The organism is Streptomyces sp. NPDC050485, assembly GCF_044458185.1.
Classification (GTDB): domain Bacteria; phylum Actinomycetota; class Actinomycetes; order Streptomycetales; family Streptomycetaceae; genus Streptomyces.
Map to the genome: position 1 here is coordinate 36,445 of NZ_JBITHR010000011.1, position 20,256 is coordinate 56,700.

Here is a 20,256-nt window from a genome sequence, read left to right on the forward strand (position 1 = left end):
GGAGTTTCGAACAAAGAGGGTGGGTGGCCGAGCATGGGCCGACTGGTTCCCGCGGTGGCCAGGGCGATGGACGTCCTCGAACTCTTCCTGGAGAGCGAGGGCAGCCTCTCCGCGCCCGATGTCACGCGCCGCCTCCAGCTTCCCCGCACCACCGTCCACGAACTACTCACCACCCTGGCCGCCCGCTCGTATCTGGCGCCGGTGCCCGAGCAGCCCGGCCGCTACCGGCTCGGCGTACGGACCTACCAGCTCGGCAGCCGGTACGCCGAGCAGCTCGATCTCGCGGCCGAGGGGCAACAGGTGGCCCGCGAGGTCGCCGAGACCTGCGACGAGACCGTCCACGTCGCGATCCTGGAGGACGCCGACGTCATCTACATCGCGAAGGTCGACTCCACCCATGCCGTCCGCATGGTCTCCGCCGCGGGCCGTCGGCTGCCCGCGCACTGCACCTCCGTCGGCAAGATGCTGCTCGCCGCGCTGCCCGAGGCCGAGCTCGACGCCCGTCTCGCCGGGCGCGAACTCATCGCCATGACCCCCGCCAGCATCACCGACCCCGACGCCCTGCGCGCCGCCCTCGTGGAGATCCGCGCCCGCGGTGTCGCCGTCGAGCACCAGGAGTCCAACCCGGACGTGAGCTGCGTGGCCGCGCCGGTCAGGGACGGCGCGGGCCGGGTCGTAGCCGCGCTCTCCGTCTCCGTACCGATGATCAGGTGGAGCGAGGAGCGCGAGGCGGAACTGGCCGGACTCGCCGAGAAAGGCGCGGGCGATCTCTCGGTCCGGCTCGGCCACCGGGGAGCGCGATGAGGTACGAGCTCGCCGTACGGGAGTGGGCCGAGCTCGGCGAAGGGCCCACCTGGGACCCCGCGACCGGGCGGCTGATCTGGGTCGACATCCTCTCCTCCCGGATCCACACCTATGCGCCGGGCAGTGGCCGCCGTAGCGTCATGGCCACCGAGCAGCACGTCGGCGCGGCGAAGCCGCGGGCCGGCGGAGGCCTGGTCGTCAGCCTCCGGGACGGCATCGGACTGTACGGCCCCGGCGACGGATTCCGCTGGCTGGTGCGCGCCCCCGTGGCCGGACGGCGCGCCAATGACGCGGCCGTCGCCCCCGACGGGGCGCTGTGGGCCGGGACCATGCGGTACGACGAGGCGCCGGGCGGCGGCTCCCTTGCCCGGATCGCGCCGGACGGCACGGCGACCGAGGTGCTCGGCGACGCGACCGTCAGCAACGGCATCGGCTGGAGCCCGGACGGGCGGCTCATGTACTACATCGACACCCCGACCCGGCGCATCGACGTCTTCGACTTCGACGGCCAACTGGCCCACGACCGAAGGCCGTTCGTGTCCATCGAGGCGAGCGGCGGGTATCCCGACGGGCTCGCCGTGGATGTGGAGGGCGGCGTCTGGGTGGCGCTGTGGGACGGGAGCGCGGTCCGGCGGTACGCGGCGGACGGCAGCCTCGACCTGACCGTCGAGCTCCCCGTGCGCCGCCCCACCGCCTGCGCCTTCGGCGGCCCGGACCTCACCGACCTGTACATCACCACCGCCCGCGCGGGCCAGGCCGCCCCGCACCCGCTCGCCGGTTCCGTGCTCGTGCTCCCGGGGGCGGGGCGCGGGCTGCCCGGTTATTCCTTCGCTGGCTGACAGCTCGTCAAATCCCTTGCGCCCCACGGAGGTTCCGAGGGGCGCAGGCGTTTCTTCAGCAGGTGGAGAAGGAGTGCACCGTCGATGTCCGGTAGGTGGTGCCGGGGCGCAGCACCGTCGAGGGGAACGATGAGTGGTTCGGGGAGTCCGGGAAGTGCTGAGCCTCCAGGCAGAGGGCGTCGCCCTGGCGGTAGGTGTGGCCCGAGGTGCCCACCAGGGTGCCGTCGAGGAAGTTGCCGCTGTAGAACTGTAGGCCGGGCTCGGTTGTGTACATCCTCATCACCCGCCCCGACGACGGGTCGGTGAGGGTGAGGGCGTACTGGGGCGAGGTCGAAATCCCCTTGTCCAGCACCCAGTTGTGGTCGAAGCCCTTGGCGCGGACCAGTTGCTGGTCGCCCGCGCGGATGTCGCGGCCGACCGGCTTCGGGCGCCGGAAGTCGAAGGGCGTGCCCGCCACCCGCGCCAGTTCACCGGTCGGGATCAGACCGGCGTCGACGGGGGTGTAGCGGTCGGCGGCCAGTTCCAGGGTGTGGTCGTAGACGGATCCGCTGCCCTCGCCGGCCAAGTTGAAATAGGTGTGGCTGGTGAGGTTGACGACGGTCGGCCGGTCGGTGGTCGCCTCATAGTCGATCCGCCAGCCGCCGCGTGCGGTGAGGGTGTACGTGACCTGGACCTTCAAGGTGCCGGGGTAGCCCATCTCGCCGTCCGGTGAGATCCGGCTCAGGACGAGCCCGGTGTCCGAGGCGCGGGTGAACGGTGCCACGTGCCACATCTGCTTGTCGAAGCCCTTGGTGCCGCCGTGCAGACTGTTGGCCCCGTCGTTGAGCGGCAGTTGGTAGGTCCGCCCGTCGAGCGTGAACCTGCCCGCCGCGATGCGGTTGCCGTACCTGCCGATGAGGCCGCCGAAGAACGGGCTCTTGGCCACGTAGTCGGCGAGGTTGTCGAAACCGAGCGCTATGTTCGCCAAGTGGCCCTCGCCGTCGGGCACTTCGAGGGAGTGGATGATGCCGCCGTAGGAGAGTACCTGGAGCCGGGTGCCGCCGTTGCCGACGGTCCAGAGGTCCACCGGGGTGCCGTCGGCCAGGGTGCCGAAGCGCTTCTTCGAGGGGGAGTGGCGTGGTGCTGCCTGGGCGGTGCCCGTACCGAGGGCTGTCGCGGCCAGTCCGGCGGCCGCGCCGGCCGCCAGTACAGTGCGTCTGCTGGTGTTCATGGTGCGGCTCCTTCGGGGAGTGGCGAATCGGAGGGATTCACGAACCGACCTTGCGCTTGTTGTAGACGTCGAAGCCGACCGCGGCCAGGAGCACGAGCCCCTTGATGACCTGCTGGTAGTCCGTGCCGACGCCCACCAGGGACATGCCGTTGTTGAGCACGCCGAGGACCAGGCCGCCGATGATGGCGCCGAACACCGTGCCCACGCCGCCGCTCATCGAGGCACCGCCGATGAACGAGGCGGCGATCGCCTCCAGTTCGAAGTTGACACCGGCGTTGGGGGTGCCCGCGTTCAGACGGGCCGCGAAGACGACGCCGGCCAGCGCGGCGAGCACGCCCATGTTGACGAAGACCAGGAACGTGATCCGCTTGTCCTTGACGCCGGACAGCTTCGCGGCCGCCTGGTTGCCGCCGAGCGCGTACACATGCCGGCCCACGACCGCGTTGCGCATCACGAAGCCGAGGCCGATGAGCAGCGCCGCGAGCAGGAGCAGCACCACCGGGACACCCCGGTAGCTGGCCAGGGTCATGGTGAACGCGAGGACGGCGGCCACCATCGCCACCAGCTTGGTGACGAACAGGCCCCGGGGGAGCACATCGAGTTCGTACTCCCGCTGCCGCCGCCGCGACCGCACCTCCTGGACCAGGACGGCGGCGATCAGGACCAGGCCCAACAGCAGTGTCAGATTGTGGTAGTTGGTGTTCGGGCCGACCGCCGGAAGGTAACCGGTGGAGATCTTCTGGAAGCCGTCGGGGAACGGGCCGAGCGAGCGCGAGCCGAGCAGGATCTGGGTGCCGCCGCGGAAGAGCAGCATCCCGGCCAGTGTGACGATGAACGACGGAATCCCGACGTAGGCGATCCAGAAGCCCTGCCAGGCGCCCGCGACCGCCCCGATGACCAGCGCGACGACCAGCGCGAGCACCCAGGGCACATGATGCTCGACCATCATGACGGCACACGCCGCCGAGACGAAGGCCGCCAGCGAGCCGACGGACAGGTCGATGTGGCCCGCGATGATGACGATCATCATGCCGATGGCGAGGACCAGGATGTAGCTGTTCTGGAGCACCAGGTTGGTGACGTTGTTGGGCTTGAGCAGCACCCCGCCGGTCCAGATCTGGAACAGCACGACGATCAGGCCGAGCGCGACCAGCATTCCGTACTGGCGCATGTTGCGGCGCGCCGCATCGAGCAGCAGCGCACCGGGCGCCGGGCGCGGGGAACCGGGCGCCGACGGGGCGCTCCTGGGGGTGTCGGTGGTGACCGGACCCATGGCTACTACCTCTTGTTCGTGGTCATGTGGCGCATCAGCACTTCCTGCGTCGCCTCCGCCCGCGGGATCTCACCGGTGAGCCGGCCGGCCGCCATCGTGTAGATGCGGTCGCACATGCCGAGCAGTTCGGGGAGTTCGGAGGAGATGAAGACGACGGCCTTGCCTTGAGCCGCGAGCTGGTCGATGACGGTGTAGATCTCGTACTTGGCACCCACGTCGATGCCGCGGGTCGGCTCGTCCAGGATCAGCACATCGGGACCCGCGAAGATCCACTTGCTGAGCACGACCTTCTGCTGGTTGCCGCCGGACAGTCGCCCGACCTGTTCGAAGACGGTGGGCGCCTTGATGTTCATGGACCTGCGGTACGACTCGGCGACCCGCCGCTCCTCGTGCTCGTCCACCACCCCGCGCCGGGACACCCGGCCGAGCGCGGCCGTGGTGATGTTGCGGGCGATGGTGTCGATGAGGTTGAGGCCGTACTGCTTGCGGTCCTCAGTGACGTAGGCGATGCCGTGGCCGACCGCCTCGGGGACGGTCCTGGTGCGGATCTCGCGGCCGTCCTTCCACACCGTGCCGCTGATGCCCCGCCCGTAGGAGCGGCCGAACAGGCTCATCGCGAGTTCGGTGCGGCCGGCGCCCATCAGGCCCGCGATGCCGAGGATCTCGCCCCGCCGGACCCGCACCGAGACGTCGTCCACGACCTTGCGCTGCTGGTCGATGGGGTGGTGCACGGTCCAGTGGCGTACCTCAAGGGCCGGCTCGGCGCCCGGGTCGCCCGCGTAGGGAGTCCGGGCGGGGAAGCGGTGGTCGAGGTCGCGGCCGACCATGGCCCGGATGATCCGGTCCTCGGTCGTCGCGGGATCCTTCACGTCCAGGGTCTCGATGGTGCGGCCGTCCCGGATGACGGTGACCGAGTCGGCGACCGCGGCGATCTCGTTGAGCTTGTGCGAGATGACGATCGACGTGATGCCCTGGTCCTTCAACTCCAGTATCAGATCCAGGAGATGTGCGCTGTCGTCGTCGTTCAGCGCGGCTGTCGGCTCGTCCAGGATGAGCAGCTTGACCTCTTTGGAGAGCGCCTTCGCGATCTCCACCAGCTGCTGCTTGCCGACCCCGATGTCCGCGACCCGGGTCTGCGGATGCTCGCTCAGCCCCACCCGCTTCAGGAGCCGGGCCGCCTGCTTCAGCGTCTCGTGCCAGCTGATCACTCCCCGGGTGGCGTGCTCGTTGCCGAGGAAGATGTTCTCGGCGATGGACAGATAGGGGACGAGCGCGAGTTCCTGATGGATGATGACGATGCCGCGCGCTTCGCTCGCCCGGATGTCCTTGAAGGCGCAGGGCTCGCCCTGGAAGAGGATGTCGCCCTCGTAACTCCCGTGCGGATGGACGCCGCTGAGGACCTTCATCAGGGTCGACTTGCCCGCGCCGTTCTCCCCGCAGATGGCGTGCACTTCGCCCCGCGCCACGGTGAGGGACACGTCCGACAGGGCGCGCACACCGGGGAACGTCTTCACGATCGAGCGCATGTCGAGGACCGGCGCGTCGGGGGCGGGCGCGCTCACTTCAGGTCACTCGCCTTGATGTAGCCCGAATCCACCAGCTCCGAGCGGTAGTTGGACTTGTCGACGCTGACCGGGTTCAGCAGGAAGGACGGCACGACCTTCTTCTCGTTGTCGTACGTCTTGGTGTCGTTGACCTCGGGCGTCTTGTTGTTCAGTACGGCGTCGGCCATCTGCACGGCCTGCTTGGCGAGCGCGCGGGTGTCCTTGTAGACGGTCTGCGTCTGATCCCCTGCGATGATCGACTTCACCGATGCCACCTCAGCGTCCTGCCCGGTGACGACCGGGTAGGGCTTGGTGGCGGTGCCGTAGCCGACGGAGCGGAGCGAGGACAGGATGCCGATGGAGATCCCGTCGTACGGCGAAAGGACGGCGTCCACGCGCGCCGAGGAGTACGCCTTGGTCAGCAGGTCGTCCATGCGCTTCTGCGCGGTCGCGCCGTCCCAGCGCAGCGTGGTCACCTGGTTGAGCCGGGTCTGCCCGCTCTGCACCACGAGCTGCTTCTTGTCGAGGTAGGGCTGGAGCGTCTTGAGGGCGCCCTGGAAGAAGTAGCGCGTGTTGTTGTCGTCCGGTGAGCCGGCGAACAGCTCGATGTTGAACGGCCCCTTCTTGCTGCCGTCCTTGAGGCCCAACTTGTCGATGATGTACGTCGCTTGGAGCACGCCGACCTTCTCGTTGTCGAAGGAGGCGTAGTAGTCGACGTTCGGTGTGCCGAGGATGAGCCGGTCGTAAGAGATCACCTTGATGTGCTGGTCGGCGGCCTGCTTCAGGACGTCGCTGAGGGCCCGGCCGTCGATGGCGGCGATCACCAGGACGTCCACCCCCTTGGTGATCATGTTCTCGATCTGGGCGACCTGCTGGTCGACGTTGTCCTCGCCGTACTGGAGCTCGGTCTTGTAGCCGAGAGCCTGGAACTGCTTGACCATGTTGTTGCCGTCGTTGATCCACCGCTCGGACGACTTGGTCGGCATGGCGATGCCGATGGTGGAGCCCTTGCCGCCCTTGGTGGCGTCCTTGCCGCCGCCCGTGCTGCTCTGCCCGCAGGCGGTGAGCGCGAGTGCGAGGGATCCGGCGAGGAGGGCGAGAGCGGCTTGGCGGGTGCGGCGCATGGTCATCAGTCCTTCGGGACGAAGCGGTTGAGGGGGCCGGGGAGGCGGGAGCCGAGCGGGGACATGCCGCCGTCGGCGCCGTGCCGGGCGAGCAGGTCGAGCGCGAGCCGGCCGCGGCGCACCCGCTCGCGCGCCGTGTCGAGGGCGGTGTCCCGCAGGTGCGCGCCGTACGGATAGATGCCGGGCGCTTTGGAGAGGCCGAACTTGAGGTACAGCGGGGCGGCACGGCGGATCAGCTCGGCCGCCTCGTACATGCGCACATAGCCGCCGAGGTCGTCCGGCGCCTCGATGTACAGGTCGAGCGGGGCGCCGGACACCCGCCGGATCTCGGTGAAGTGAGCGGGCGTCAGATCGGAGGGCACGTTCACCGAGTCCGCGCCGAGCCGCTCGTAGACCGCGACCGAGGCCGGGTTGACCGGGCCGATCAGCGCCGAGACCTTCAAGGTGGTGTCCGTGGGCAGCAGGCCCCGCTCGCGCAGCCGGTGCAGCGTCCACAGCACGCCCTCGTCCGCCACGAGCAGGCACCGCACCCCCAACTCCGTTGCCCGCAGGGCGTCTTCGACGCATCCGGCGAGCGCGTCGTGGCCCCGGGCGCGCAGTCCCGCGCCGCCCGAGCCGGTCCGCGTGGAGCCGCCGATGTCCCAGGTGCCGCGCGGCCCGGTGAAGAGGCAGAGCTCGATGCCGCGGTCCGCGCAGGCCCCGGCCATCTCGATGATCTCGGCATCGGACAGCATCCACACGCCGCTGCCCTGGCTTACCCGGTGCACCGGCACGCCGAGCCGTGCGGACTCCTTGAGGACGACGGAGAGCGCCTCGGGGCCCTCGACCGAGGGGATCTCGGTGCGCCAGGTGCCGCCGTCCGGGAAGAAGTGCGGGGAGGAGTCGGCGGGGTTGTCGGCGGGCGCGGCGAGGCCGAGCGCCGTCAGGGCCCGCTCGCCGGGGCGGCGGGGCCGCTCGGGTTCGGGGAAGGGGGCTGATGTGTCGGTCACAGGCGGGGTTCCTTGCGTGAGCGTGGGTCGGGCGTTCGAAATTTCGAACATAGTTCGGGTCATAGGGCATGAAGCCGCGCCTAAGGGGTGTCCGGCGTGATCCACCGGGCACCCCCTAAGGGCGCAGCAGGACCTTTCCGGTCGTGGAGTGGCCGCCGCCGATCAGCGCGAGGGCGTCGGCGTACCGGTCCAGCGGGAACTCGTGGGTGATCAGCGCGGCCGGGTCGATCTGCCCGGTGGTGTACGCCCGGACGGCGAAGGACCAGGCGGCGGAGGAGGCCCCGAACACGCTGCGTACGGTGAGCTGGCTGAGCGAGAGGTGCACCGGGTCGATGCCCTTCGCGCCCGGGGCGAACATGCCGGTGAGGATCACCCGGCCGCCGCGCCGGGCGAGCAGACAGGAGTCGGCCGCCGTGGACGGCGCGCCCGCGGTCTCGATGACCAGGTCGTAGCGGCCGTGCACCTCGGGGGCGAGGTCGGGCGTGCGGGCTTCTGTCGCCCCCATGTGGCGGGCCAGCTCGGCCCGTTCGAGCCGGGGGTCGATCGCCGCCAGCTCCCCCGGGGAGTAGCTGGACGCGAGCTGGACCGCGAGCAGGCCGAGGGTGCCCGCGCCGACCACCGCGATCCGCTCGCCCGCCTCGGGCGCGGCGGCTCGCACGGCGGCGGCGGCCACGGCGGCCGGTTCGAGGAGGGCCGCGGCGCGCAGGTCCGCGTCGTCGGGCAGCGGATGCAGCAGCCGGGCCGGGACCACCACATGGTCGGCGAACCCGCCGGGGTGCGTGAACCCGGTCTCGGCGTACGCGGCGGTGCACAGCGACGTCTCGCCGCGGCGGCACCGCTCGCAGATGCCGCAGCTGCGGAAGCCCTCGGCGACCGTCTTGCGTCCGATCAGCCCGGGGTCGACGCCCGGCCCGGCCGCCGCCACGGTCCCGGACCACTCGTGGCCGGGGGTGAGCGGATAGCGGACGTAGCCGGGGTCGCGGTGGCCGTCGTACACCTCGCGGTCGCTCAGGCAGATCCCGGCGGCGGCGACCCGCACGAGGACCTCGCCGGGGCCGGGTTCAGGACACGGGGCGGTGACCAGGCGGTGGCGGCCCGGCGCGTCGACGACGATCGCGCGGCTGATCATCCCCGCGCCCCGGACGGGTCGCGCTTCTCCCAGCCTTCGGCCCACAGGTCGAACCGGGCCTGCTGCTGCGGGAATTCGGCCGCCGCGTCCACATCGAGCTCGACGCCGAGACCCGGCGCGTCGGGCAGCTCGAAGTAGCCGTCGACCACCTGCGGGGCGCCCTTGACGACCTTCTTGATGTCGGCGTCCGCGAAGTCGTTGAAGTGCTCCAGAATCTTGAAGTTCGGTGTGCAGCCCGCGACTTGGAGCGAGGCGGCGGTCAGCACCGGACCGCCCACGTTGTGCGGCGCGACGAGCAGGTAGTGCGATTCGGCGGTCGCGGCGAGCTTCCTGGTCTCCAGGATGCCGCCGAGGTGGCCGACGTCCGGCTGGATGATGTCGGCGGCCTGCGACTCGAACAGCTCGCGGAACTCGATCCGGTCGTGGATGCGCTCGCCGGTCGCCAGCGGGATGTCGGTCTTCGCGGCCACCTTCGCCAGCGCCTTGAGGTTCTCCGGCGGGACCGGCTCCTCCAGCCATGCGGGCTCGAACGGCGCGAGTTCGCGGGCCAGCCGGACGGCGGTGGCGGGCGAGAACCGGCCGTGCATCTCCAGCATCAGCTCGGTGTCCGGGCCGATCGCGTCCCGGACCGCCTCGATCAACGAGACGGCGTACAGGCTCTGTTGGCGGTCCAGCTCGAAGTGGCCGGTGCCGAAGGGGTCGATCTTCAGCGCCCGGTAGCCCCGCTCGATCACCGCCCGCGCCGCCTTGTGATACGCCTGTGGGGTGCGCTCGGTGGTGTACCAGCCGTTCGCGTACGCCTTGACCCGGTCGGTCACCTTGCCGCCGAGCAACTCCCACACCGGGACGCCGAGCGCCTTGCCCTTGATGTCCCAGCAGGCCATCTCCACCACGGCGATGCCCGACATCACGATCTCGCCGGCCCGCCCGTAGTCGCCGTACTTCATCCGCCGCACGAGGTCCTCGATCGCGAACGGGTCCGAGCCCGCGATGTGGTTGGCCTCAGCCTCGCGGAGATAGCCGATCAGCGCGTCGGTGCGGCCGAGCATCCGGGTCTCGCCGACGCCGGTGAGGCCCTCGTCGGTGTGGACCCGCACATAGGTCAGGTTGCGCCAGGGGGTTCCGACTACATGGGCGCTGATTCCCGTGATTCGCAAGGCAGTTGCTCCTGGGGCTGCGGTCCGTGACGTTCGATATTTCGTCATGCGTTCGAAATGCTGGCGTGACGGTAATGATGTGCGGCCGGGGGTGTCAATGGGTCGCGCAGGAACCGTTCCCGGCCCGTCCGGGGGTGTTGACGCGGGGACGGGGAGGCGGAATGCTCCCGGCGTCGAAATGCAGAACGTCGTCCGAAATCTCGAACCCGCAGCGAGAGTTGAGGAGCCCCCGCATGACACAGCCCACCCCCGCCGCCGTCCCCGGACCGAGCCGCAGAGCGGTCGTCACCGCGCTCGGCGCACTGCCCCTGGCCGGTGCGATCGGCCCCGCCTTCGCGGCTTCCCCCGCACGGGCCGCTGAGTCGGCGCTCCCCGCGCCCGTCGCCCACTGGTCCTTCGACGAAGGCACCGGCCCGACCGCCGCCGACAGCTCCGGCCATGGCCGCACGCTTACGCTCGCCGGGGCCGCGAAGTGGGGGGCCGCGAAGTCCGGCACCGCCAGCCTCGACGTCTCGGCGGGCGGCAGCGCGGCGGCGTCCGGTCCCGTCGTGGACACCGCGAAGAGCTTCAGCGCCGCCGCCTGGGTCCGGCTCACCTCCGCCGCTGGATACCAGACCTTCGTCTCCGTCGACGGGCTCGCGGTGAGCGGCTTCTATCTCCAACTCCGCGACGACACCGGGGCGTTCGCGTTCACCCGGCTGCCGTCCGACGCGATCTCCGCGAACGGCGGGGCGGCGGTCGCCGGAGCCGCCTCGGCGCCGGTGACCGATGCCTGGTACCACCTGCTCGGCGTGCACGACACGGCGGCCGGCCTCGTACGCCTCTACGTCAACGGCGTACTGGAAGGCGAGACGCCCTACACCGGGGGCTGGCGGGCGACCGGCGCGACCGCCGTCGGCCGGGGACTCTTCGGCGGCGCCCAGGTCGACCAGGCACACGGCCTCATCGACGACGTCCAGGTCTTCGACACCGCGCTCACCGCAGCGGACGCCGCCGCACTCGCGGGCGTACCCGTCGACTCCACCCAGCCGCTGCTCACCATCGACACCACCCACCCAGGCCCCCAGGTCAGCCCCGAACTCGGCGGAATCTTCTTCGAGGACATCAACCACAGCGGTGAGGGCGGCCTGTATGCCGAACTCGTCAACAACCGCAGCTTCATGGCCGCCGCCACCCCGCTCCACTGGAGCGCCACCGGCACCGCGACCCTGGCCATCGACACCGCCCAGCCGCTCAACTCCGCCCTCACCCAGTCGCTGCGCGTCACAGCCAAGGCGGCGGGCGACGGCGTCGCCAACGAGGGCTTCTGGGGCTTCCCGGTCAGACCGTCCATCACTTACCGTGCGTCGCTCTACGCCAAGTCGGCTGATACACAAGGCACGTTGACCATCGCGCTCACCGGGACCGACGGCACGGTCCACGCCACCGGCACCACCGTGCCGCTCACCGGATCCTGGCGCAGGTACGAACTCACCCTGCGCACCGGCCCCGGCGCCCCCACCACCGCCGACGCCCATCTCACCGTCACCGCCTCGGCGCCCGGTACGCTCTGGCTCAGCCAGGTCTCCCTCTTCCCGCCCACCTACAAGGGCCGCGAGAACGGACTGCGCATCGACCTCATGGAGAAACTCGCCGCCCTGGAACCGAAGTTCCTGCGCTTCCCCGGCGGCAACTACCTCGAAGGCAATGTCATCGCCGACCGCTTCGACTGGAAGAAGACCATCGGCCCCGTCGAGCAGCGCCCCGGACACCGCAACTCGGCCTGGGGCTACTGGTCCACCGACGGCCTCGGGCTGCCCGAATACCTCCAACTCACCGAAGATCTGGGCTGTATCCCGCTGCTGTGCGTGTACGCCGGATACTCCCTGCAAGGCGCGCACGTCACCGGAGACGCCCTGAAACCCTTCGTGCAGGACGCCGTCGACCAGATCGAGTACATCACCGGACCCACCACCTCCACCTGGGGCGCCCGGCGGGCCGCCGACGGACACTCCAGGCCGTTCCCGCTGAAGTACGTCGAGATCGGCAACGAGGACTCGTTCGACAAGTCCGGTTCCTACGAGGAGCGTTACGCCGCGTTCCACGACGCCATCAAGGCCCGCTTCCCCGCGCTGAAGCTGATCGCCACCACCCCGGTGTCCTCGCGCCCGCACGACCTGATCGACGAGCACTACTACCAGTCGCCCGCCGCCTTCCAGGCCGGCTCCCACAAGTATGACCACCGCGACCGCACCGGCCCCAAGGTCTTCGTCGGGGAATGGGCGGCGCAGGAGGGCCGGCCCACGCCCGACCTCAACGCCGCGCTGGGCGACGCCTCCTGGCTCGCCGGGCTCATCCGCAACTCCGACCAGGTCCTGATGGAGTCGTACGCCCCGCTGTTCAGCCACGTACGGGACAACACCTGGGCCACCAACCTCATCGCCTACGACGCGCTGACCAGCTACAACTCACCGAGCTACTACGCGCAGCAGCTGCTGCTCACCCGCCGCGGCACGGTCGTGCTGCCCACCGCGGTGCGCGCCCTGCCCGGAATCAACGCCGTCACCACCCACGATCCGCGCACCCGCCGGAGCTACCTCGCAGTGATCAACACGGGCGGCACGGCCCGCCGGACGGCCGTCACCCTGGAAGGCGTCGCCCGTACCGATCCGTCCGCCGCCGTCACCGTCCTGGCGGCGGCGGACAAAGAGGCCACCAACACGATCACCGATCCCCTCGCGGTGATCCCGCGCAGCCGTACGGTCAACGGCGTCGCACCCTCCTTCACGGCGACCTTCGCCCCGTACTCGGTCACGGTCCTGGAAGTGCGGGCCGACTGAGACCTCGCCCAAGGGCCTTGATCTGTACGGGGTTTGACGGGAGGCCGTACCCATTTGGCGTGAATGGCGGTGTTGCCCCTGCGCCGCATGGTGCGCGAGCGTGCTGTGTCATGGACCGTGACCACACCATCGCCACCGCCTTCTCCCTCTCCCGCCGCCAACTGCTCGCCGCCGCGGGCGCGGCCGGGGCCGTCACCGCCGTCGGCCCCGTGCCCGCGCTGGCCGGATCGCGCACCGGTCTCTCGCTGTCCTTCACGGCAGCCACCAACGGTTCGGCGAGCCTGGCGCCCGCGGGGGACCGGCTGATCGCCGAAGTCCAGGACATCCTGTGGTCGCTGCCGCGCGGCGGCGGCACGGCCGAACCCCTCACTCCGGCAGGACTTGAGCCCACCAGGCCCGTGCACGCCCCGGACGGCGAGCTCATCGCGTTCTGCGCGTACCAGGGCGGCGGCTACCACATCTGGACCATGCGGCCCGACGGATCGGACGTGCGCCGGCGCACCGACGGCCCCTGGGACGACCGGGGCCCCGCCTGGTCGCCCGACGGCACGCGCATCGCCTTCGCCTCCGAGCGGGGCGGCGACCCGGTCTCCGGCAGCCCGTACCGCATCCACGTACTCGACCTGCGCACCGGCCAGTTGACCCGCGTCACCGGCCTTCCCGGACAGCACGGCCCCTCGCAGGACGGCCCGTGGGAGGACTTCGACCCCAGCTGGTCGCCCGACGGCCGGCGCATCCTGTTCGTGCGGGGCACGGCCGTCAGCGCGCAGTTCGGACTCGGCGTGGACGCCAAAACCGTCGCCTTCGTTGCCGCCGACGGAGCGGGCGCGGTCACCGTCGAGCACACCGAGACCGAGAACGCCCAGGTCATGACCCCGGCGCTGGACCGCGCCGGTCGCCGTCTGGCCTATCTGCGCACCACCGCGGCACCGAACGCGTCCTGCACGCTCGTCGTCGACGGCAAGCCCGTCCCGGTCGCCGGGGACCTCGCCCCCGTGCCCCCGCGCTGGACCGCCGACGGCGAACTCCTCCTCACCGTGGACGGCCACTTCACTTTCGTACGCCCCGACAATCCCTCGGACGCCGAGACCGTCCGCTTCGACGGCGTGCTGCCCGTCGACCGCCCGCGCTACCAGGTCAAGTCGTACGACCTCGGCGAGGAGCGGGTGCGCCCGGTGCGCGGCATCCACCTGCCCGCGCTCTCGCCCGACGGCACACGCATCGCCTTCGCCGCCCTCAACTCGCTCTGGATCGCCGACACTTCGGGTGCCCACCCGCCCCAGCGGCTGCGCCAGGCGGACGCCACGCGCTATCTGCTCGGACCGGTCTGGGCGCGCGACGGCCACTCGCTCCTGTACGCCGACGACCGCGACGGGCTGCTCGGCGTCTACCGGCGCGACCTCGCCACCGGCGACGAGAGGGCGCTCGCGACGGGCGGACGGGTGCACCCGGCGCTCTCACCGGACGGAAAGCGGCTCGCCGCCATCGACATGACCGGCCGACTCATCGTCCGCGACCTCGCGAGCGGCACGGAACGCGTCCTGGTGACCCCGCTCGGCGGCGGCGGGCTGCCCGGCCGGCCCAGCTGGTCGCCCGACGGCCGCTACCTCGCGCTCTGCGACCGCAACCGCCTCAACCTGCGCTTCCGCGAGGGCTACAACGTCATCCGGGTCGTGGACACCACCACCGGCACCGACCGGCTGCACGCCGTGGCCCCGCACGTCTCCATCGCCGACCGCTACGACTCCGGGCCCGTCTGGTCGCCCGACGGCCGCTGGATGGCGGTCATCGTGGAATCCGCGCTGTGCCTGCTGCCCGTCGCGCCCGACGGCACCCCCGAGGGCCCGCCGCGCACCCTCACCACCGAACCCGCCGACCACCCCTCCTGGTCCGGCGACTCCAGGACGCTGCTCTATCTGTCGGGCGCCCGGCTGCGGCTGATCGGCGTCGACGGCGGCGCCGCGCGCACCGTCCGGGTCCCCCTCGACCAGCGCAGGCCCGCACCCGCCGACACCGTGGTGCATGCCGGACGGCTCTGGGACGGCACCGGCGAATCGGTCCGGGACGACGTCGACATCATCGTCCGCGCGGGACGGATCACCTCCGTCGAACCGCACCGCAAGCGCGGGTCGACGCGGTACGTCGACGCCTCGGACCGCACCGTCGTCCCCGGGCTCTGGGACACCCACACCCACCCGTGGCAGAGCACCTACGGCGGCCGCCAGACCGTCGGCCAGCTCACCTACGGCATCACCACCGCCGTGTCGCTCGGCGGGTTCGCCTACGAACAGGCCCGGATCCGGGAGGCGGTGGCGACCGGCCAGCTCGCCGGACCCAGGCTCTTCACCACCGGGGAGCTGCTCGACGGATCCCGGGTCGCCTACAGCATGGGCCGCGCCCACCGCACCGAGGACGGCCTGCGGCGCTCCCTGGAACGCGGCGCCGCCCTCGACTGGGACTTCGTCAAAACCTATGTACGGGCGCCAAGTTGGGTCATGGAGCAGGCCGCACGCTTCGCCCATGAGCGGCTCGGTGTGCGGTCCGGAAGCCATCTCCTTTCCCCGGGCGTCCAGGTCGGCCAGGATCTGACGACCCATCTGCTGGCCACGCAGCGCGCGGAGTTCGGGCACGCGACCAGCGCGACGGGGCGCGCCTACGAGGACACCCTGGAGATCTACACGGCACACGGAATCAACTTCGCACTCATCGTGACCCCGTTCACCTCGGCGCCGCTGCTCGGCGCCGACCCCGCGCTCGCCGACGATCCGCGGGTCACCTCCGTGATGCCGCCGTGGGACTCGGCGGCCGTACGGCAGTCGGCGGGCGTGCCGCCGACCCCGGCCCAACTGGCCACCCTGCGCAGGGAGACCGACGTCTACCGCCGGGTCCTCGAAGGGGGCGGGCTCGTCGCCCTGGGCACGGACTCGCCGCTCGTCCCGGTCGGCCTCTCCCTGCACCTGGGCCTGCGCGCCCTGCACCGGGGCGGCCTGTCCCCAGCGGCGGCCCTGCGCACCGCGACCGTCCTGCCGGCCCGGCTCTTCGGGGCCGACGGGGACCTCGGCACGGTCGAGCGCGGCAAGCTCGCCGACCTCACGGTGGTCGACGGCGACCCGTTCACGGACTTCGACACGCTGGTGCGCACCACGGCGGTGCTCAGGGGAGGCGTGCCGTACACGACCGCCGATCTGGTGGGCGCGTTCCAGCCGCACGAGCGCCATGCGGCGGCTGCGGCCCACTGGCTCGAAGTGGGGCGCCTGATGCGCCGCGACGGATGCTGCGACCCCGGCGTCTGACACACACCTCCGGGTCCGGGTCACTCAGGTGGCCCGGCCCGGCCGCCGTGGGACGCCGGGCGGACGGGTCAGCCAAGGGCGCCCAGCCCCATCTCCAGGTCCTCACCGTTCATGACCGGCGAGAAGTAGACCTTGGCGCCGAAGTCCAGGAAGAACGGCTCGGCGACCTTCGGTATGTCGGACGTCTTCGCCAGGTCGAAGATGATGAACGCCGTACGACACCCGTTCTGGGCGGTGAAGTAGGCGGCCTCGGGACGAAGGGCCTCCAGAGCGGACTGCATCGACTTCTGCAAGGTCCCATTCCGGATGGCCTCGTTCGACTTCTCGGTGTCCAGCTCGGCCCGCAACAGTACGCGCACGAAACTCACCCCTTCCCGACCGGGCGGGTGCTTTCGACGCACCGGTGACTCCCGGCCGCGCATACCCCAAGGGTCCCGCTTTCGCCACCGGACCACAACACGAGCGGCCGGCCCGCCCGCTACGCCCGAACAGCCCACCACCACGCGCGGCCGCCTGCCGTGCCGGGCTCCAATGAACGGGTGACCGCGCCCGACGACTGCCTCGCGCACAACGACTGGATCTGCGGCGCCTACCTCTCGACCCGTAGCCAGATCCTCCGGGACGCCGTCCTCCAGCACCTCCACCTCACGGCACTCTCCGTCCTGCTCGGCCTGGTCATCGCCGTGCCGCTGGCGGTCGCGGCCCGCCGCTGGCGCTGGGCGGCGGGGCCGGTACTCGGTGTGACGACGGTCCTCTACACCATCCCGTCCCTGGCCATGTTCTCGCTGCTGCTCCCGCTGTACGGGCTCTCCGCGTCCATCGTCATCGCGGGTCTCGTGCTGTACTCGCTGACCCTGCTCGTACGCAACATCCTGGCCGGGCTGCGGGCCGTCCCCGAGGACACCCGGCAGGCGGCGCTCGGCATGGGCTACGGACCGGTCAGGCTGCTCCTGGCCGTGGAACTCCCGCTCGCGCTGCCCGCCGCCATGGCCGGACTGCGCATCGCCACCGTCTCCGCCGTGTCCCTGGTGACGGTCGGCGCCATCGTCGGCTACGGGGGCCTGGGCAATCTGATCTACGCCGGGATGAACACCTACTTCAAGGCACAGGTGCTCACCGCCTCCGTGCTGTGCGTGGTGATCGCCGTCGCCGCCGACCTGGTGCTGCTCGGCATCCAGCGGCTGCTGACCCCGTGGACCAGGGCGGCACCGGCGTGACCACCCTCTCCGACGCCTGGTCGTGGCTCACCTCGGCCGCCCACTGGTCGGGCGAGAACGGCATCTGGCACCGGCTCGGCGAACACCTCTGGCTCACCGCTGTGTGCCTCGTCCTGAGCTGTCTGATCGCGCTGCCCGTGGCGCTCGTCCTCGGCCACCTCGGCAAGGGCGGGGTGCTCGCCGTCAACCTCTCGAACATCGGCCGGGCCGTGCCCACCTTCGCCGTCCTCGTACTGCTCCTGCTGACCCCGCTCGGCAAGTACGGCGAGTGGCCGACCATCGTCGCGCTGATCCTCTTCGCCGTACCGCCCCTGCTGACCAACGCCTACGTCGGCATGCGCGAGGTTGACCGCGACGTGGTGCGCGCCGCCCGGGGCATGGGCATGACCGGACGCCAACTCCTGCTCCGCGTCGAGCTCCCCCTCGCCCTGCCGCTGATCCTCACCGGGGTGCGGATCGCCGCCGTGCAGCTCGTCGCGACCGCCACCCTCGCGGCCCTCGCGGGCGGCGGCGGGCTCGGCCGGATCATCACGGCGGGCTTCAACCTCGCCTCGACCCCCCAAGTCGTCGCGGGCGCCGTGCTCGTGGCGGTCTTCGCGCTCATCGTGGAGGCGGTCTTCGAGGCGGTCCAGCGGTTCGCGCCGCACTGGGCGAGGGGCGGGTCCGAGTGAGGACGCGTCTGCTGCCGACCGCGCTCGCCCTGACGGCGGCCGCCGCCTGCACCACCGGGCCGAGCCTGGAGAAGCAGGGCGCCGTCACCGCGCCGCCCGGCGACAGCAAGCACCTGACGATCGGCTCGGCCGGATTCACCGAGAGCGATCTGCTCGCCCAGATGTACGCGCTGCTCCTCGGCAAGGCGGGCTACGGCACCAAAATCCTCTCGGTCACCAACCGGGAGATCTACGAACCCGCCCTGGAGAGCGGCCAGATCGACGTCGTGGCCGAGTACGCGGCGACCTTCGCGGACTGGCTGAACGCCAAGGCCCACGGCCCGAACGCCAAGCCCGTCGGCTCACCGGACCTCGGCCGCACGATGACGGCCCTGCGTGCCCTGGCCACCCCGCGCGGTCTCACGGTCCTCGACCCTGGACGAGCGGTCGACCAGAACGCGTTCGCCGTCGCGGCCGGCTACGCGCGGCAGCACCGCCTCAAGACGCTCAGCGACCTCGGCGCCGCGAAGCTCCCCGTACGACTGGCCGCGGGCGACGAATGCGTCCAACGCCCGTACTGTGAACCAGGGTTGAAGAGGACATACGGCATCGACATCACCGCCGTCGACCCCAAGGGCGTCGGCACCACCCAGGCCAAGCAGGCCGTCCAGAGTGGCCAGGACCAGATGGTGCTGACCACCACGACGGACGCCACGCTCGGCGGCTTCGGCCTGGTGCTGCTCGCGGACGACAAGCACCTCCAGAACGCGGACTACATCGTGCCGGTGGTGAACCGCTCACGGGCGGGCAGTACGGGTGTGACGCGCGCCCTCGGCGGCCTCAATAGCGTGCTGACCACCGCTGATCTGGCCGCCCTGAACGAGCAGGTGGACAGCTGGCGCCGGCTGCCCGAGGACGTGGCCAGGACGTATCTGAAGTCCAAGGGGCTGATCTGAGCGGGTTGGAGTTGCCCAACTGGCCCACTGCATAAGGAATTTGAGGAGCGGGGTTCGGGGAGGATCCCCCACGCCTCACGCGTCGGCGACCGAGTCGAAGTCGACCTCCCCCCGCGCCACCCCCAGCGCATCCGCGTCGACCGATCGCCGCAGCGCCTCGTGCAGCTTCGCCGGGGTGAGGACGCCGAGGAAGTGGGCGCCGTCCAGGACGGCCACCCAGCCCGCGTCGTACTGGAGCATCTCGCTGAACGCCTGCTTGAGCGGGGAACCCACCGGCACCCACGCCTCCATGCGCCGCGCCGGCTCGGCGACCGGGCCCGGACCTGCCGACGAGAGCTCGTCCACCCCGACCCAGCCGTGGAGTTCGCCCGACTCGTTGAGCACCACGGCCCAGCGCGCACCCTCCTCGCGCAGCCGGGCCGCGGCGGCCCCCGCGGGCTCGCCGAGCCGGACGACCGGCGGCTGCTCCAGATCGTCCGGCTCCACCGTCGTCACGGACAGCCGCTTCAACCCCCGGTCCGCGCCCACGAATTGGGCCACGTACGGAGTGGACGGCGCCCCGAGCACCGCGGCCGGGGTGTCGAACTGCTCGATGCGCCCCGCCCCGTACACCGCCATGCGGTCGCCCATCCGTACCGCCTCCTCGATGTCGTGGGTGACCAGGAGGACCGTCTTGCGCACGGTCGCCTGCAGGCCGAGGAACTCGTTCTGCAGCCGTTCGCGTACGACGGGGTCGACCGCGCCGAACGGCTCGTCCATCAAGAGGACCGGCGGGTCCGCGGCCAGCGCCCGCGCGACCCCCACGCGCTGACGCTGGCCGCCGGAGAGCTGCGCGGGGTAGCGCGGCCCGTACGTCGCCGGGTCGAGTCCCACGAGGTCGAGCAGCTCGGCCGCCCGCGCCCGGGCCTTCGCCCGTTTCCAGCCGACCAGCGCCGGGACGGTCGCCGTGTTGTCGAGGACCGTGCGGTGCGGGAAGAGCCCGACCTGCTGGATGACGTAACCGATCCGGCGGCGCAGCTTCACCGGGTCGAGCGTGGCGATGTCCTCGCCCTCGACCAGGATCCGGCCGGAGGTCGGCTCGATGAGCCGGTTCACCATCATCATCGTGGTGGTCTTGCCGCAGCCGGACGGGCCGACGAGGGTGACCAGTTCGCCCTCCGCGACCTCGAAGGACAGGTCGTCGACGGCGTTGGTGCCGTCCGGGTAGACCTTGCTGACACGCTCGAACCGGATCATGGATCCACGCTAGAAG

16 protein-coding genes are annotated in these 20,256 nt (G+C 71.0%); 7 read left to right on the forward strand and 9 right to left on the reverse strand.

Going from position 1 to position 20,256, the window contains the following annotated elements; translation table 11 throughout:
* Positions 1-33 precede the first annotated feature (33 nt).
* Together ACIBK6_RS22525 and ACIBK6_RS22530 are read left to right on the forward strand one after the other, a co-directional pair.
* The gene (locus tag ACIBK6_RS22525) at positions 34-804 is read left to right on the forward strand and encodes an IclR family transcriptional regulator (protein ID WP_399053086.1); all 771 of its coding nucleotides are present in this window, start codon (positions 34-36) and stop codon (positions 802-804) included.
* A complete protein-coding gene (locus tag ACIBK6_RS22530) occupies positions 801-1,643 on the forward strand; it encodes an SMP-30/gluconolactonase/LRE family protein (RefSeq protein WP_399053087.1) in 843 nt (280 codons plus the stop codon). The genes ACIBK6_RS22525 and ACIBK6_RS22530 overlap by 4 nt, the downstream gene beginning before the upstream one ends.
* A gap of 55 nt (positions 1,644-1,698) precedes the next feature.
* Here ACIBK6_RS22530 and ACIBK6_RS22535 read toward each other — a convergent pair whose 3' ends face one another.
* From ACIBK6_RS22535 to ACIBK6_RS22565, 7 genes are all read right to left on the reverse strand, one after another.
* A complete protein-coding gene (locus ACIBK6_RS22535; RefSeq protein WP_399053088.1) occupies positions 1,699-2,853 on the reverse strand; it encodes an aldose epimerase family protein in 1,155 nt (384 codons plus the stop codon).
* Between the two features lie 37 nt (positions 2,854-2,890).
* Positions 2,891-4,126 carry a multiple monosaccharide ABC transporter permease gene (gene mmsB / locus ACIBK6_RS22540; protein ID WP_399053089.1) on the reverse strand — a complete coding sequence of 412 codons (1,236 nt, stop codon included), beginning with the start codon at positions 4,124-4,126 and terminating at the stop codon, positions 2,891-2,893.
* Positions 4,127-4,131: 5 nt separating this feature from the next.
* Positions 4,132-5,652 (reverse strand): multiple monosaccharide ABC transporter ATP-binding protein, encoded by a 1,521-nt coding sequence (mmsA, locus tag ACIBK6_RS22545; protein WP_399053283.1) that lies wholly within the window; start codon positions 5,650-5,652, stop codon positions 4,132-4,134.
* A gap of 32 nt (positions 5,653-5,684) precedes the next feature.
* A complete protein-coding gene (chvE, locus tag ACIBK6_RS22550; RefSeq protein WP_399053090.1) occupies positions 5,685-6,800 on the reverse strand; it encodes a multiple monosaccharide ABC transporter substrate-binding protein in 1,116 nt (371 codons plus the stop codon).
* A complete protein-coding gene (locus ACIBK6_RS22555) occupies positions 6,800-7,783 on the reverse strand; it encodes a hypothetical protein (RefSeq protein WP_399053091.1) in 984 nt (327 codons plus the stop codon). Before ACIBK6_RS22555 ends, chvE begins: the two co-directional genes overlap by 1 nt.
* A 115-nt stretch (positions 7,784-7,898) precedes the next feature.
* On the reverse strand, positions 7,899-8,912 hold the full coding sequence (locus tag ACIBK6_RS22560) for a zinc-binding dehydrogenase (protein ID WP_399053092.1): 1,014 nt from the start codon (positions 8,910-8,912) through the stop codon (positions 7,899-7,901).
* A complete protein-coding gene (locus ACIBK6_RS22565; RefSeq protein WP_399053093.1) occupies positions 8,909-10,069 on the reverse strand; it encodes a mandelate racemase/muconate lactonizing enzyme family protein in 1,161 nt (386 codons plus the stop codon). The genes ACIBK6_RS22560 and ACIBK6_RS22565 overlap by 4 nt, the downstream gene beginning before the upstream one ends.
* Positions 10,070-10,302: 233 nt before the next feature.
* Between ACIBK6_RS22565 and ACIBK6_RS22570 the strand changes: the two genes are divergently transcribed.
* Entirely contained in the window at positions 10,303-12,888 is a 2,586-nt protein-coding gene (locus ACIBK6_RS22570) for a LamG-like jellyroll fold domain-containing protein (protein ID WP_399053094.1), read from the forward strand.
* A 110-nt stretch (positions 12,889-12,998) separates the two neighbouring features.
* Entirely contained in the window at positions 12,999-16,181 is a 3,183-nt protein-coding gene (locus tag ACIBK6_RS22575) for an amidohydrolase family protein (RefSeq protein WP_399053095.1), read from the forward strand.
* 68 nt (positions 16,182-16,249) lie between these two features.
* Here ACIBK6_RS22575 and ACIBK6_RS22580 read toward each other — a convergent pair whose 3' ends face one another.
* The gene (locus ACIBK6_RS22580; protein ID WP_399053096.1) at positions 16,250-16,540 is read right to left on the reverse strand and encodes a hypothetical protein; all 291 of its coding nucleotides are present in this window, start codon (positions 16,538-16,540) and stop codon (positions 16,250-16,252) included.
* A 180-nt stretch (positions 16,541-16,720) separates the two neighbouring features.
* Between ACIBK6_RS22580 and ACIBK6_RS22585 the strand changes: the two genes are divergently transcribed.
* The 3 genes from ACIBK6_RS22585 to ACIBK6_RS22595 are packed head-to-tail and all read left to right on the forward strand — an operon-like array spanning position 16,721 to position 19,004.
* Positions 16,721-17,398 carry an ABC transporter permease gene (locus tag ACIBK6_RS22585; RefSeq protein WP_399053097.1) on the forward strand — a complete coding sequence of 226 codons (678 nt, stop codon included), beginning with the start codon at positions 16,721-16,723 and terminating at the stop codon, positions 17,396-17,398.
* Positions 17,395-18,069: an ABC transporter permease gene (locus ACIBK6_RS22590; RefSeq protein WP_399053098.1), complete on the forward strand. Its 675-nt coding sequence runs from the start codon at positions 17,395-17,397 to the stop codon at positions 18,067-18,069. The genes ACIBK6_RS22585 and ACIBK6_RS22590 overlap by 4 nt, the downstream gene beginning before the upstream one ends.
* Positions 18,066-19,004 (forward strand): ABC transporter substrate-binding protein, encoded by a 939-nt coding sequence (locus ACIBK6_RS22595; protein WP_399053099.1) that lies wholly within the window; start codon positions 18,066-18,068, stop codon positions 19,002-19,004. Before ACIBK6_RS22590 ends, ACIBK6_RS22595 begins: the two co-directional genes overlap by 4 nt.
* Before the next feature lie 75 nt (positions 19,005-19,079).
* Here the strand turns inward: ACIBK6_RS22595 and ACIBK6_RS22600 are convergent, their stop codons facing one another.
* Positions 19,080-20,240 carry an ABC transporter ATP-binding protein gene (locus tag ACIBK6_RS22600; protein ID WP_399053100.1) on the reverse strand — a complete coding sequence of 387 codons (1,161 nt, stop codon included), beginning with the start codon at positions 20,238-20,240 and terminating at the stop codon, positions 19,080-19,082.
* Positions 20,241-20,256 lie beyond the last annotated feature (16 nt).